General features: G+C 53.8%; 9 protein-coding genes. 5 read left to right on the top strand and 4 right to left on the bottom strand.

From position 1 onward, the window contains the following. Positions 1 to 187: 187 nt before the first annotated feature. Positions 188 to 5,365, bottom strand: a complete 5,178-nt coding sequence (locus JRC49_15215) for a hypothetical protein (protein ID QTE71110.1) — start codon at positions 5,363 to 5,365, stop codon at positions 188 to 190. 147 nt (positions 5,366 to 5,512) lie between these two features. Between JRC49_15215 and JRC49_15220 the strand changes: the two genes are divergently transcribed. Further along, a complete protein-coding gene (locus tag JRC49_15220; protein QTE71111.1) occupies positions 5,513 to 5,698 on the top strand; it encodes a hypothetical protein in 186 nt (61 codons plus the stop codon). A gap of 160 nt (positions 5,699 to 5,858) precedes the next feature. On the opposite strand, the gene galE is transcribed toward JRC49_15220, so the two are convergent. The 3 genes from galE to JRC49_15235 form a co-directional block, all read right to left on the bottom strand. Further along, positions 5,859 to 6,875 carry a UDP-glucose 4-epimerase GalE gene (galE, locus tag JRC49_15225; GenBank protein QTE71112.1) on the bottom strand — a complete coding sequence of 339 codons (1,017 nt, stop codon included), beginning with the start codon at positions 6,873 to 6,875 and terminating at the stop codon, positions 5,859 to 5,861. A 68-nt stretch (positions 6,876 to 6,943) separates the two neighbouring features. Then, positions 6,944 to 7,846 (bottom strand): NTP transferase domain-containing protein, encoded by a 903-nt coding sequence (locus tag JRC49_15230; protein QTE71113.1) that lies wholly within the window; start codon positions 7,844 to 7,846, stop codon positions 6,944 to 6,946. Continuing rightward, a complete protein-coding gene (locus JRC49_15235; GenBank protein ID QTE71114.1) occupies positions 7,779 to 9,176 on the bottom strand; it encodes an exopolysaccharide biosynthesis polyprenyl glycosylphosphotransferase in 1,398 nt (465 codons plus the stop codon). Before JRC49_15235 ends, JRC49_15230 begins: the two co-directional genes overlap by 68 nt. A 347-nt stretch (positions 9,177 to 9,523) precedes the next feature. On the opposite strand from JRC49_15235, the gene JRC49_15240 reads away from it, so the two are divergent. The 4 genes from JRC49_15240 to ftsH all read left to right on the top strand — a co-directional run bounded on the left by JRC49_15240 (position 9,524) and on the right by ftsH (position 15,182). Next, a complete protein-coding gene (locus JRC49_15240; protein QTE71115.1) occupies positions 9,524 to 11,182 on the top strand; it encodes a hypothetical protein in 1,659 nt (552 codons plus the stop codon). 9 nt (positions 11,183 to 11,191) lie between these two features. Beyond that, positions 11,192 to 12,532, top strand: coding sequence for a tRNA lysidine(34) synthetase TilS (tilS, locus tag JRC49_15245; protein QTE71116.1), 1,341 nt, complete (start codon positions 11,192 to 11,194; stop codon positions 12,530 to 12,532). Between the two features lie 20 nt (positions 12,533 to 12,552). Beyond that, positions 12,553 to 13,116, top strand: coding sequence for a hypoxanthine phosphoribosyltransferase (hpt, locus tag JRC49_15250; protein ID QTE71117.1), 564 nt, complete (start codon positions 12,553 to 12,555; stop codon positions 13,114 to 13,116). A 62-nt stretch (positions 13,117 to 13,178) separates the two neighbouring features. Then, positions 13,179 to 15,182, top strand: a complete 2,004-nt coding sequence (gene ftsH, locus JRC49_15255) for an ATP-dependent zinc metalloprotease FtsH (GenBank protein QTE72900.1) — start codon at positions 13,179 to 13,181, stop codon at positions 15,180 to 15,182. Positions 15,183 to 15,191: the final 9 nt, after the last annotated feature.

A 15,191-nucleotide genomic window follows, 5' to 3' on the forward strand; every position in this document is an offset into this window, starting at 1 on the left:
TCTTAATGTTGACTTCAGGATCAGATCGCCAGACATTGATGAGTGAAAGGGGTATTTGATGCTTCGCAAATGATATATTGGCCATTGGCCAATATGATATATTCGCCTGCGACGAATATGATATATCCTGCTGCGCAGGATGTGATATTTTCGGCTTCGCCGAAAGTGATTATAGTGTCTACCAATCTTAAGACGTATGGGTCTGAACTAAATCAATTAGCGTGGAGATCCAGGCAGAAAGCGCATCATAAGGGCGATGCTCGGTCTGGGCAGTGAAGCAGGAGGCAATCGCTTCCGAGATTACGGACTCACCCCAAGGAGTGAAGGGATGATAGAAATCGCCGGTGAAGAAGCCATGGAACAATACTTCTGCTGAGGCCGGGAATTCCTTGGCAAAGCGGAGAATGAACTGTGGCAGGAGCTCTTCCGGACGGACAGAGATGGCGGCAGGGACAGTGGAAGCTGCCGGAATGCCGGGTGTTACGTCCTCCAGCATAGAAAGGCCAACGGGAATCTCCATCTTCTTTTCCGAAGAGAAGAGGAAGGAAAGAGACGCGACCCGGCGATTACGGAACATGGTGAGGAAATGCCAGAGGGCTGCCTTATAAGGATCAGGCAGGCTTTCAGGCAGCAGGGAACCCCGGCCGGAAAGGCAAAGGGTCATCTGCTCCGGCAGGAAATCGTTTTTGCCGGGATCCGCAGCGATTTGCAGCAGGACCAGGCCGGAAAGCATCATCAGGAAACTGAAATGCAGAAGCAGGACAGAACCCAGATAAGTCGGCATGCCGTTCATGGGATTCTGCAGGAGCCCCGGCAGGACATAGCGATAATGATCGGCAATAAAGTTATCCAGCGCCAGGCGGGAATGACGCAGGGCAGAAGGATCTGCCTTGGCGTTGATGAGCGTCTTTTCCAGCATGAGAAGATCCTGCTGGATGGAAGGATCCTGGATAAAGCTGAGTTCTTCCCGCAATAAAGTGGGATTGCGCAGCAGGGAAGGCAGCAGCATATAATGGACGCCCAGCGGGATCTGGCAGGTACGGACGGCCTGCTCACGGCCGCGCAGGAAGAGGGAAATATCCGCGGTGCAGGCACCGATATCCATGACCATAAAGCCGCCGCGGGTATCCTCGGAAGCGCAGAAACGGAAATAGGCGCCCAGGGCGGAACTTTCCGCCGCGAAGGTGACCGGCGGGACTTTATCGGGTGTCGGGAAACCGGCTTCCTTACAGACCTGATCCGCCAGGGAAGCAAAGAGGGCAGTGAGGTTTTCCCGGCCTGTTTTAGCCATTTCATCCGGAACAGAGAAACGCCAGAGCAGGGTATGGGCACCATCGGAACGGGCCTGCAGGGCCGCCATAAGCATGATCTGATGCAGACAGAGGGAAACAGACCGTCCCTTTTCCTCTTCCCATTTAAGGCAGGTATACAGAGCCTCTGAAGGGATGGAAAGCACATCCTGAAGATCCGCGGACATGAGGACGATGCCATCTTCGAAAGGCAGGGGCGATTCACCGGGCACATTGCGGAAAATCCTGGAAGCCGTAGGCAGCAGCGCGGATACGGGGACAGCAGGCAGGAATTCCCGACGGAGAAGATCCCTGGACACAGAAGGATTATTGATCAATGTACGGACCAGCGTGGGTCCCTGAAGCGGGCGACGCTGACGGCCGGTAGAGAAAATGACCGAAGTACCGACAGAACCGAAATCCACACAGGTGGTGACAACATCCTGCTTGACGACGTCCGGCTGGGGCAGCAGGTTCGGCACCGAACCTGCGGAACGGCCATCCTTCAGAAGGGAGAAAGAGGTCGGGAAAGAGGCAGTACGGCACACTGTGCGGGAAGAAGCTTCCGGATTGACAGAAGAACCGTCAGCCGAATTGACGGAGATGGTGAATCCGTCCGGCAGGGAGGCATAGACAAAGTAGGCATGCCAGTCTTCCGGGGCGAAGGGCAGATTCGGCCAGACTGCCAGGGTAGGAATATCATGGGAATAGAGATTGAGGATTTCTTCCTCAGCATATACACGCGTTAAACGGACGGTAAAGCTGCCTTCCAGCGTCAGGGAGACACGGACGGCATTATTCTCTTTCCGTTCAAAGGCCAGCAGGCCGGGACGAACCAGCGTTTTACCTTCCGGCAGGCGGCAAAGAGCGGCGCAAAGACCGTCAGAAAGGGGCGGAAGTACCGCATCGGGCGCTACGGCAGGGACGTTTTCCTCACCCTCCTCCTGAACCGGGACAACAGAAGGCGCAAGAACACACATGGAGGCCATGAGGGAGTCACCGATAATGCCGGTTCCGCGGGCCGGGAAAAGCGTCAGGTAATCACTGAAGGGCTGCAGGGCAGCAGAGGCAAGCTCCGGTCCCAGGGACTCAGTCAGGATTGTATTTACAGAAGGAGAAGAAGTATCCCAGGGCCAGGATAGTTCCGTATCCGAATCGGCTACCGGCAGACCGGCCTTTTCCAGCAGGTCAAAGGCGACCTGGCGGGCGTCAGACAGGGCATCCGGATAACGCTCCAGCAGGAGACTGAGCTCCCGGACAAGATGATCATGATACTCGTCTGAAGCACGGGAAAGGGTGCGGCACTCCTGATCCAGAAGCGTCAGGATCCAGTTTTCCGCCGGAAGCGGAATCGCATCCAGCAGGGTGCGGGAATTCTCCCGGGCAAAGGGCACATCCCTGTAAAGATAGATAATATCATCCGGCACAGAACAGGCTGAAGGCGTAAAGGACTTACGATTCAGCAAGGAAGCGGCCAGGATATCATCCGTGAGGAAACGTTCATAATAACAGACTGTACGAACAAGGGTATCACTGAAAGCCGGCAGCAGACGCAGGCCGAAGGCAGCCTTCAGGCGAAGCGTGAGGCGCTCCGGAAGGCCGGTGGGATCCTGATAACGAAGCAGTTCCTTCCGGAAATCCGACAGGAAGTTGAACAGGCGTTTGGAAAGGTTCTCAGGGCGAGGATCAGTCATGGCGTTTATCTGCTCCAGGAGGACGGCACGATCTCCTTCGCAAAGCAGGGAACAGGGATCCCGGAAGGAAATGGTATCCTCGTCAAACCAGGGCATCGCAAAAGAAGGAATAAACGGAATGTGCGACGCGGAAAGACGCGCGGGAATGAATTCCTTGCCCGGCAAAACAAGGGCAAAGGGAACCTTTACATCCTCTTTTTCCAGGGAGAAGACCTGCACCGCATCGGAAGAGCGGGCAGAGAGCCAGGCCTTCAGAACGGGAGAATCATCAATCTTCAGCGTTTCAGAGACCAGGGCAGCCTCATCGGCCGTGCGGCGACGGTACTGACGAAGGAACAGCATGGCAAACAGACCGCGTTTACCGGCTTCGGCTTCCTGAGCGGCATCCTGGGATTCATCAAGAAGGGGCAGAAGGGAAGAAACCTTCAGCAACGGAGCGGTCGGATACATATCCGGTAAAAGCGGAATCGAAGGCACATCGCCGGCGGAGAGGAACCGAAGGGGCGTAATCTCCCGCAGACTGACATCCAACGTGCAAAGACAAAGCGAAGTAAAAGGATCGGATCCGGATTCTTCCTTGCAGCAGGACAGCAGCTGACGGAAGAGGACTTTGACATCGGAAAGCGTATAGCCAAAGAGCAGAGTCGGCATATGGGCCTGCAGATCCTTGCGGATACTGTCCGCGCTGCTTTCTGAAGCGATGAGCAGGGCAGAAAGCTTTTCGGCAGCAGGTGCATTCAGCAACTGACCGGAGAAGGGGGTCAGCCCTTCCGGAGCAGAGGCGGCGTCCGGACCGGTAAAGGTGCAGGCGGCCAGATCATCATCACAGCGTTTGACGGCAGCCTGGAGCAGACGCACGCGGCGGGCAAGGGAAGCAATGGTGAGGTGATCCTGATCCGGAGATACGGTCTCCAACTGGGCAGAAGCGCGATCCAACGCCTCCTGGCAGCGGCGGCGGCAGTCCAGCAGGGCAGGAAGCGCCCAGCTGCCGCCTACAGAAGCAAAGATTTTATCCCTGGCTTCGGTTTCAGCTTTCAGCTGGATTTCGATATCCTCAAGACGTCTCCGGGCTTTTTCTTCTTCTGTATCGGCCATGGAAACACGATGGACGGGCTTCACATCCATGATGCCGGATTCTTCCGCTTCTTCTTTCGAAACGTCATATTCAGAAGCAACGGTAACTGTTTTACCGCAGGCTTCCACCGCGCGGCGCCAGAGGGGATCAGATACCTCGGCAAGGCGGAGCTGATCCGGCATGAAATGAATCATGGATACGATTTCGGCAAGAACCGCGCTGAATGCACGGCGAATGACGGTGATGACTTCCCGCTGCTCCGGCGTGACAGCGTCCCCCTGCATCAGGCGGCGGAAGAGGCCGTTACGCGTGTTGGGCGCCAGGGAACGCAGGGAACCGGGATGATCGCAATAGGACTGGAAGGCGGGAATCAGATCCGCCAACAGCCAGGTGCCCGCATGCAGGAACGCCGCGAAAGGCACCGCCTGATCTCCAAGGGACTGGAAAGTGATCACACCTGGAACAGAGACGGTATGCAGACCGGCGGTCGGTACGTCAGGAGACGTGAAAACACCGGCAAGACGCCTGGCCAGCACAGTGTAAAGCACGCGGAGAGAATCATCCGTACGTACCATGGAAGAAGGCAGCGAAAGCAGCCAGACGGAATCCGCGCAGGCAGGAACGCTGCGATCCGGTTTGCCTACGAGATTCTGGGAGGCAAGAGCACGCAGGGAAGAAGAAAGCAAATCCTTTGCCTCATCCGCGGTGGCAGAAGAACTGACAGCGAGGCAGAAGAGGGAAAGGACAGAAGAATCGATCTTGAGGTTTTCATGCAGGAAGCGGAGCAGGGCAAAAGCCACACCGGAAGAAAAAGGATCGCAAATATCACAGAGGACAGAAATGCGGAATTCCTCTCCGGAAGACAGGCAATTGCTCAGCTTATCAAACAGCTTATGCAGGGGCTGAAGATCATCATTATCATCGGCAAGCAGGGCAGAAAAGGCCCACTCCACAGCTTCCCTGTCTGTTTTATAGGATAGCGGAACGCCCTTGCCGCGCAGCGCGGTCAGCAGGGAAGCAGAAGAAGGATCCGAGGACAGCATGCCAATGGATGGCAGCTCCGGACGGAAAGAAGCATAAGCAAAGGAAGACGGAAAAAACGAATTGTTATCCGCACGCTCAAAAAGGACATGGGCCTGATTCAGGTCCCGGATCATCGGAACCAGAACCGGATCAACAGGCCGATCCGTTATGTGAAAGATATCCAGTCCATTTACCGGAACCGCAGCCCCGCAGGAGAAAGCCGAAAGGAGCGAAGGCAGGGAAGCGCCGGCATAATGACCGACCGGAAGCAAAAACGACTTCAAAAGAGCGTCCCCTCTTTACAAAATATATAACAATAAACATTTCGACACGGAATGCATGAAAACCTGCACGGAAGGTTTACGAAGCGCAAGGGAATATGATATACTCCGCAATGTAAGGAATTGGGAACGGCATGGAGGAAAAACAAAATGAAGAAACTGACGGTTGCAGGATGCATATTTTGGATTGCGGGGCTGATAGTGTTTATTGTGGGGATGAACCTGAACAGTAATGTTAGGGAGCCGATGATGACGCTGGGAAGCATTGTGTTTTTGGTAGGGCTGGCGATAAATGGAGTTGTGTGGGTAAAAAGAAAGAATGACGAGAATAAATGATTCTCGTCATTCTTTTAATGAATACTGAAAACTTAAAACTTAAAAATGAATAATGATGGATAAAACTGCTTCCGAAAGGAAGCAGTTTTTAAGTTTATAAGTTATGAGTGATCAGTGAAGAGTGAAGAGTGTAGAGTTATAAATAATCTCCGGAAGGAGATTATTCATGATACCCTTTAGGATTATTCTTCTGGAAACGATAAGAGTCGCGGCACATGTCCTCGAGGGTCTTTTCGGCTTCCCAGCCGAGGAGAGCCTTGGCCTTGGAAGGATCGGCATAGTTTTCCGCGATGTCGCCGGGACGACGAGGAGCAATGACATAAGGAACGGCAACATCATTCACGCGGGAATAAGTATTGACCAGCTCCAGGACGGAATAGCCATGGCCGGTGCCGAGATTGATGATCTCGGAGCCGGTATGGGCAGCGGCATAATCACAGGCCTTGACATGGCCCTTGGCCAGGTCAACGACATGGATATAATCCCGGACGCCGGTACCATCGGGCGTAGGATAATCATTGCCGAAAACGGAGAGCTTTTCCAGCTGGCCGACAGCCACCTTGGCGATGAAGGGAACAAGGTTATTGGGCAGGCCGGCAGGATCCTCACCGATCAAACCGGACTCATGAGCACCGATGGGATTGAAGTAGCGAAGCAGGACGACGCTCCACTCCGGATCAGCCACAACCTGGCCCTCCAAGATCTTTTCAATCATGTATTTGGTCCAGCCATAGGGATTGGTGCAGCCCAGGGAAACCATATCCTCACGGTAGGGCACTTCTGTCTGATTGCCATAGACAGTGGCGGAAGAGGAGAAGACAAGGCGCTTGACGCCGTGAGCCTGCATGGTTTCACACAGGGTCAGGGTCGTATCCAGGTTATTGCGGTAATAACGGAGAGGCTGGGAAACGCTTTCACCGACTGCCTTCAGGCCGGCAAAATGAATGACGCAGTCGAAGTCGTTCTCGCTGAAGATACGATCCATGGCTGCCTTATCAGCCACATCCGCCTCATAATGGGGAATCGGACGGCCGACAATCTTTTCAATGCGGCGGATGGACTCCGGGCAGCTGTTGATATAATTGTCCACAATGACGGGTTCATGTCCGGCATTGCACAGTTCAACACAGGTATGGGACCCGATAAAACCGGCACCGCCGGTTAAAAGAATCTTCATGTCAGTTAATTCCTTTTCTTTTTGATAACGGATCGTTTCCGAAGAAACGATCCGAATTAATCCTGTTCTTACAGGGCGGCGGGATAAACGCCGGCGTCATGCAGTTTTTTCAGCTCCGCGCTGACGTATTCCTTATCTTCCTTATAGGTAACGCCGAACCAAACGGCATCCGTGGAAAGCACCTCAACCCGCAGGCCCTTGGTCTGCATGAGCGAATCCACCAGGGAGGGCAGGAGGCACTCCTTCTTCAGGGGATCGCCGGAATCATCCTTCAGGAAAGCGTCCAGGTATTTTACACCATCCTCGAAGAAGTCAGGAGCAAAACCCCAGAGATTCATGGAAACGAGGGCATCCGGATCCAGGATGATTCCTTCAGGATTGTCGTGGATATCACGGATGGTGCCATCCGGGAAGGGCAGGATATTGAAGGTTTCCGTCACCTTGACCAGGTGGCCGTCTTCCGTGGTGCAGACGCCGCGGGTCACATGGCCGTGCTTGGAAACGGTGTTCTTCAGATAATAGGCGACCATGTAGGCTTTGTTTTCTTCAGCCTGCAGGCGATGCAGGGCATCCGCCATGGCCTTGAAGGCGTCGCGGCCATAATAGTCATCCGCATTGATGACGGCAAAGGGCTCATTGATTACGTCCTTTGCGCACATTACCGCATGAACCGTACCATAGGGCTTGGTACGATCGGCCGGGGGAACGAAACCGCCGGGCAGGGAATCATATTCCTGATAAGCATATTCCACATGAACCTTCTTCGCGATCTTGTCACCGATCATGGAACGGAAGAGTTCATCCATGCTCTTGCGGATGACAAAAACCACCTTATCGAAACCGGCTTCCACCGCATCATGGATGGAATACTCCATCAGGATTTCACCGTTAGGTCCGATTCTGTCAATCTGTTTGTTTCCGCCGTACCGGGATCCGAGACCGGCTGCCATGATCAGAAGTGTTGTGTTCATTTTTCAATATCTCCTTGTTTTTTTCTAAGATATTCGAACCGGGACTCTTCTGAAAGCCCTGGGTTGAATCTTTTTTGAACAGGATAGTAAAGGTTCTGAGCATCAGCTTCACATCCAGCCAGATGGAGAAGCTTTCGATATACATCATATCCAGCATGAGCTTATCTTCCGCTGAAGTGTTGTACCGTCCTTCAATCTGGGCATAACCTGTGAGGCCTGCTTTCATTTTTTCACGGTAAACGAAGCTGGGCAGATTCATTTTATAGCGGGCCACGTTGGCCATCATCTCGGGTCGGGGGCCAACGATGGACATATCGCCGATAAGGATATTAAAGAACTGGGGAATCTCATCCAGGCGGAACCGGCGCAGGAAGGCACCGACCTTCGTGATCCGGGGATCATCCACGGCGACGGAAACCTGAACCTCATCCAGCTCACTGTGGGGAGTCATGGTACGGAATTTACGGATGGTGAAAGGCCTGCCGGCGACGGTGAGACGGGATTGCTTGAAGATCACCGGGCCGCCGTCTTCCAGTTTAATCAGGATAGAAAACAGAATGATTAAAGGCGTAAAGAAAATCAGGGCAAGGGAAGAAAGTATGATGTCCCCGCAGCGCTTGGCAACAAACTGGAATGGGGTGATCTTGTTGTAATCCATAGAGAGGAATGCCGCATCGTCCACAATGGCAGGACGGGCATTACAGAACATGATGTCTTCCAGCTCAGCCTTGCACATGACGTCCTTGCGGTCATCATAGCAGATCTTCATCAGCTCAATCTTGGCGCCGGAAGGAAGATGACCGAGGAAAATGACATCGGCCTTTTCAATACGACGGGTCAGATCTGGCACATTGTAAAGGACAACATCATCTATACGCCACTGAAGCTTATAGCGCTCAATCTTGGAACGGAGTGCAGCTTCCTGAGAGGGAGAACCGAGGATCAGCAGGCAGCTCCTGGGCGGAGTGAAATAGAAATAAAGCTGATTGCCGACGCGGACAAACAGGATAATGATGATGATCTGGATGATAAAGCAGAGAAGAAGGCAAAGCAGATCGGGACCAAAAATGACCAGACGATCGTTATAATCTTTGTTAACGTTCATGATTTCCAGCTGGAGATAGGTGACAATATCCGTAATGGCGATACCGGAAATCATGGCGGAAATCACGGGCTTGTTCTTTTTGCGGCCGACTTCATAGCCGCCGTACACCGCATGCATGGCGATGCTCATGGCGGTATAGGTCAGCAGGGTTGTGGCCAGGGTACGGTTTACATGAACCAGGAAGACGTTTGTTATAGAAAGGCACGCGAAAAACGCAAGGCCCAATAAGACATAAAGAACCAATGAAAGGAGGCCAATCAGGACAGCTGTTTTTGTCTGATGAGATGAGCGACCCCGGAATGGCAAACAGACCCCTCCATTTCTCAAAAACTACATTATTTTATCATAGTGTTAAAAGAGGTGTCAATGTCGCCAAAGGAGGAAGGAAAGACAAAAATGTGAACGATTCTGACATAAAAACAATTCAGCATCTGACGTACTCAATTGATCAGTTTATCCTTTACAATAAAGCGTATGAATGTTAAAATTTTATATTGAGTTGCTGTGCACAAAGCCGGTTTCTCATGCCCTCAAAGTGCGACAATCACCGCCTGAAGCGGAAAGGAAAAGATATGAGAAAGAAAGATCAGAACCCCTATCAGGGTGGATATCCGCAGCAGAACGGTTACCCGCAGGGAAGCTATCCCGGCGGAGCCGCTTATCCCGGATATCCCACACAGCAGGGATATCAGAATCAGCAGGAATATCAGGCACCCCAGGGATACCAGAATCCCCAGGGCTATCCCCAGGCGACAGGATATACCCAGATGCAGGGATACCAGGCACCCAGGACTTACCAGACGCCCCAGGTTCCCGGCGGACAGACGCCGGCCGGAGCGAATGATAATACCGGATATGTCGGTCAGGGATCCTTTGCGCAGAACGGGTATGCCCAGACAGGATATACCCAGCCCCAGAATGCCGGGTATCCTGCCGGAAACGCTTATACGCAGCAGAACGGATACCCGCAGGCGAATCCTGCCGGTATGACAGGATATACCTATCCCACTGCCAGCCAGCAGCCCGCCGGAAGCTACATTCCGCAGACTCCCTACAGCCCGGGATATACGACGCCGGGATACCAGGCTCCCACCGGATACGCCCAGGGATACAACGCTGCCTATACGCAGATGGGACGCCAGCAGGCACCCATGAATCCGCTGCAGGAACAAGGCGGACAGGTTCCGCTGAACGGCGGCGGATATGTACCCCAGCCGGTTCCTGTCAGGAAACAACCCTTTGTGCTGACGGACGCATATCTTCTGATTATATGTGCCACACTGCTGGTATTCTTTGTGCTGGGCATGTTTATTAACGGCATGGGCGCGATGAAATGGGTATTCCTTCTCCTGACGGCCGGCACGGCAGCAGCGCTGTGGTTGAAGAACCTGACAGACAATAACAAGCGGCTGTGCTTCTCCATCGTATTCGGCGTACTTGCACTGGTTACGATCATCGGACTTGTGACAGGCGGACAGGGTACAAAGAAGACGAATCCGCAGCAGCAGCAACAGCAGCAACAGCAGACAGTACAGCAGGATTATACCGGAAACGCCGGGGCCGTTGAAAATAATCCTTACGGCGCTGTGGCTAATAACACAGCGGTTACTCCCGCTCCGGCTGAAATAGAAACACCGATACCTGAAGGCGGAGAAGAAGAAATCAAAAGACGTGTAGTTGAGTTTATGACACTGTGGTCCGGAAATGATATCCCCGGAATGTTGAAATACTGTCACATTGACTGGCAGAACAAACAGGAAAACGTTCAGCAGGCACTGTTTTCTGTTACAAAAAACAGAATACCGAAAGATTTTAAATTTCTTTCACTTTCCGGAACCGCATATGATACGATGCGTACCGTTAACGCTGAAGTTAACATGGATAAAAACGACGGTAAAGATCCGAAAAAATATCTAATGGAAATCAGCGTGAAAAAGGGTGAAGACGATCAATGGTACATTGATCCTTCCAGCATGGTAACAAATGAGGAGGAAGTGGTTACGGTCACACCGGTACCTGAAGCCACCCCCACGATGGAAACCACCAGTAATACAATCCTGTATTACAATCCCGAGGGCGGGTCCAAGTATCACAGGGATCCCAACTGCAAGACGACCAACAGCAAGTACCTGCCCATGCAGGGACAGTTTACCTACGGCGAACTGCTGCAAGGCGCGCACTCCGAACTGAAGCCGTGCCACATCTGCCTTGCGCCGGAGAGACCGAAATAACTGACGATTATGAAAGCAACAGACAGACTCAGGGAGCGGTTATATCCTATAGAAACAGGACGTTACCTGATCGGATTATCCGGAGGAGCGGACAGCGTTGCGCTGCTGATGACGCTGCTTCCCGATATCAGGGAGGGCCGGATTGCCGCGGAAGCCGTACACGTGAATCACGGGCTGCGCGGGACTGAGTCTGACGGTGACGAGAAGTTCTGCCGCGAATTGTGTGAGCGGGAAGGCATTCCGCTGACCGTTTACCGGGCTGATCTTCAGGGGAAAACCGATGAGGATTCCGCAAGGAAAGCCCGATACGGTTTTTTCCGGGAAAGATACGAGGCTTTCAAGGCAGACGGCCTGATCCTTGCCCACCATGCGGATGACCAGGCAGAAACCTTCCTGATGCGCCTGACAAGGGGTGCCGGTCCGGAAGGACTGGAATGCATGAGGGAAGATGAAACGGTGGACGGAATCCGCATTCTTCGCCCGATGCTTCGAATCAGGCGGGAAGAGATCCGGAAGGCCCTGACAGAAGACGGAACCGGATGGCGGGAAGATTCAACAAATACCGATACAGCTTACCTTCGGAACAGGATCCGGCAGGAACTGATTCCCGCCCTGGAAGCCATTTCCGATTCTGCCGTTGACAAAATCTGCCGGACAGCCGGGATGATCGCGGCGGATAACGACGTACTGGACACGACGGCAGAAAGGCTGCTCCGGGAGAACTCAACGGGCTGTATCCTGAACGCAGCTGCGATCGCCGGAGAGCCAGAGGCTGTGCGACGGCGGGTACTCCGGAAATGGTGGAAAACGGAAGGTCCGGTGCTGGAGGAACATGCACTGAGTGCCGCGCAAACCGAAGCGCTGACCGCACTGCTGGATGTGACCAAGGGAAAGATCAATCTTCCCGGCGGAGTCTATGCGGTAAGGACCGGAAAGCACCTGATCCTGCAGGGAAGCGAAAAGGAAGAAGCTCCTGAACCGGTTGCTTTTTCCGGTGAAGAGACTGTGTTCGGAGAATACCGGATCACGGTCGGCCCTTCAGAAGGGAACCCCGGGGACGGTAAGAATACCCAGGAGGTTCCGGAGGGATTCTTCGATGGATGCGAAATCCGTACACGCCGACCTGGTGACAGAATCAGGCCATTCGGAAGCGCAGGCAGCCGGAAACTGCAGGATTACCTGACAGACAGACGAATCGGTGAGCCTTTCCGGGACCGGATCCCGCTGATCTGCAGGGGAAACGAAGTCCTGCTGGTCTGCGGCGTAGGGGCAGGCAATATACCCAGATGGAACGGGGAGGATCATCCCGTGCGCATTACCTGGCACGGTGAGACGCCCTGGACAGAATAAACAAGAGAGGAACCACACACATGGAACAGAACGCGAAGATTTATGAGGACCTGGACAGGATCCTTGTAACCAAAGAAGAAATCGCGGAAAAAGTCAGGGAACTCGGTCAGAAGATTACCAAGGATTATGCCGGAAAGGAGCCTGTGCTGGTCTGCATCCTGAAAGGCGCAGTGCTGTTTTTCTCCGACCTGATGCGGGAAATCGACCTGCCGGTGACGGCGGACTTCATGGCCATTTCCAGTTACGGCAGCGCTACAAAGACCAGCGGCGTCGTACGCGTGCTGAAGGACCTGGACAAGGATATCGTCGGCAAGGACGTCATCATTGTTGAGGATATCGTCGACACAGGCGTTACGCTGAACTACCTGAAGAGCATGCTGGCGCATCGTGGAGCCGCATCCATCCGGATTGCCGCCCTGCTAGACAAAACAGCCCGGCGTACCGTACCTGACCTGAAGGTGGACTATGTGTGCTTTGACATCCCGGACGCCTTTGTGGTAGGCTACGGGCTGGATTACGACCAGACATACCGTAACCTGCCGGATATCGGCGTTCTTTCTCCGAAAATTTACGGAGACAAATAAGAAAGTAAAAGGGGGAATCTCTTTTGAATAGAAAACCTTCAAGAGGTATCGTCGGGTATGTTGTGCTTCTTTCCACACTGCTGCTGATTGCGATCCTGCTGAACGGCGGACTGAGCCAGACTGTAAGCCGCAGGATTGAATATCCGCAGCTGCTGGAAATGATCAAGGAAGGTAAAGTATCCAGGGTTGCCATCCGAAACAACGCCCTGGTTGGCGTGACCAAATCCACCAACGTGGCCGCGGATGATTTCCCGGAACGGAACTATGATTTTGAAACCACGATCGGCAATGATTTCCTGGAAACCGTACGCCAGATCGAAGCCAATAAAAAGAATGTGCCGCTGGACCAAGTTACCGTGGACCAGCTGTCCTTTGACCTGGAATACCGTGCGCCTGTTGTGATTCCGTGGTGGTATGATTTCCTGCCATACCTGATCATGCTGGGCATTATGGCGGTGATCTGGTTTGTGATGATCCGCTCCCAGGCAGGCGGCGGCGGAAAGGTGATGTCCTTTGGCAAGAGCCGTGCCCGGATGCAGGATCCCACGAAGAACAAGATTACCTTTGCTGACGTAGCCGGCGCGGATGAAGAGAAGGAAGAACTCCAGGAAATGGTTGACTTCCTGAAGAATCCCCGGAACTACACAGAACTGGGCGCCAGGATTCCCAAGGGCGTACTGCTCGTCGGACCTCCCGGAACCGGTAAAACCCTGCTGGCAAAGGCTGTTGCCGGTGAAGCAGGCGTGCCTTTCTTCTCCATCAGCGGCAGTGACTTTGTGGAGATGTTTGTAGGCGTCGGCGCAAGCCGCGTCCGCGACCTGTTTGACCAGGCCAAGAAGGTAGCGCCCGCCATCGTATTTATTGATGAAATTGACGCGGTCGGACGTCACCGCGGCGCCGGACTCGGCGGCGGCCATGATGAACGTGAACAGACGCTGAACCAGCTGCTGGTTGAGATGGACGGTTTTGCCGTGAACGAAGGCATCATCGTGATGGCTGCGACCAACCGCCGCGACATCCTTGACCCCGCCCTGATGCGTCCCGGCCGTTTCGACCGGCAGGTGACGGTCAATTATCCTGACCAGAACGGCCGCGTAGCCATCCTGAAAGTTCACAGCAAGGGCAAGAAGCTGGATGACAGCGTAGACCTGGACAACATCGCGAAGCGGATGCCGTATGCTACCGGCGCTGACCTGGAGAACGTGATGAACGAAGCCGCCATCCTCGCGGCCCGGGCCAGGAAGAAAAAGATTGACCAGCAGCTGCTGATCGACGCCATCGCCCGGGTGCAGATGGGTCCTGAAAAGAAGAGCCACAAGGTGAATGAGAAAGACCGCCGCATGGTGGCTATTCACGAAGGCGGACACGCCATCATCGGCCATCTGCTGGAGGGCTGCGATGAAGTGCACCTGATCACGATTGTTCCCCGGGGACAGGCGGCAGGACATACCCTGGCGCTGCCTGCTGAAGAACATGACAATATGAGCCGCAGCCAGCTGTTTGACCAGATCACCATGATGCTGGGCGGACACGCCGCGGAAGAAGTCGGACTCGGTGAAATATATACCGGATCCTCCAGCGACCTGAAGCGGGCGACGGAGATCTGCCGGAAGATGGTAACGCAGTTCGGCATGAGCGATAATATCGGCACCATCTACCTGGGAAGCGACCAGGAAGTGTTCGTCGGTATGGAATTCGGCCAGAGCCGTGAGTACAGCGAAGAGATCGCCGCGAAGATTGACCGTGAGGTGGCTTCCATCCTGGCCAGGTGCTATGAAAAGGCCAAGAAGATCCTGACGGACAACCTGGACAAGCTTGAACTGCTGACCCAGGCCCTGCTGGAGCAGGAGACCCTGAACCGCGCCGAGTTTGTTTCCCTGATGGAAACGGGTGAGATGCCTGAGGCTACCAAGGAAGACAAGCCGAGGACAGCTGAGGAAATCATCCGCGAAAGCAAGGAAGCCTTTGAAGCGGAAACCGAAAAGGAAATGGAAGCATTTGCAAAGGATCCTGCTGAAGAACAGGAACCCGCGCAGAGCGAAGCACGGACCCAGGGCGAAGCCTGATCCGCATTT

The sequence above is a fragment of the Clostridiales bacterium FE2011 genome, assembly GCA_017569305.1.
Taxonomy (GTDB): domain Bacteria; phylum Bacillota; class Clostridia; order Christensenellales; family Aristaeellaceae; genus Aristaeella.

Bases quoted from the DNA above. Each gene is read 5' to 3' on its own strand.
- JRC49_15220 (QTE71111.1), top strand. From the start codon at position 5,513: ATGAAGAAACTGACGGTTGCAGGATGCATATTTTGGATTGCGGGGCTG.
- galE (QTE71112.1), bottom strand. From the start codon at position 6,875: ATGAAGATTCTTTTAACCGGCGGTGCCGGTTTTATCGGGTCCCATACC.
- JRC49_15230 (QTE71113.1), bottom strand. From the start codon at position 7,846: ATGAACACAACACTTCTGATCATGGCAGCCGGTCTCGGATCCCGGTAC.
- JRC49_15240 (QTE71115.1), top strand. From the start codon at position 9,524: ATGAGAAAGAAAGATCAGAACCCCTATCAGGGTGGATATCCGCAGCAG.
- tilS (QTE71116.1), top strand. From the start codon at position 11,192: ATGAAAGCAACAGACAGACTCAGGGAGCGGTTATATCCTATAGAAACA.
- hpt (QTE71117.1), top strand. From the start codon at position 12,553: ATGGAACAGAACGCGAAGATTTATGAGGACCTGGACAGGATCCTTGTA.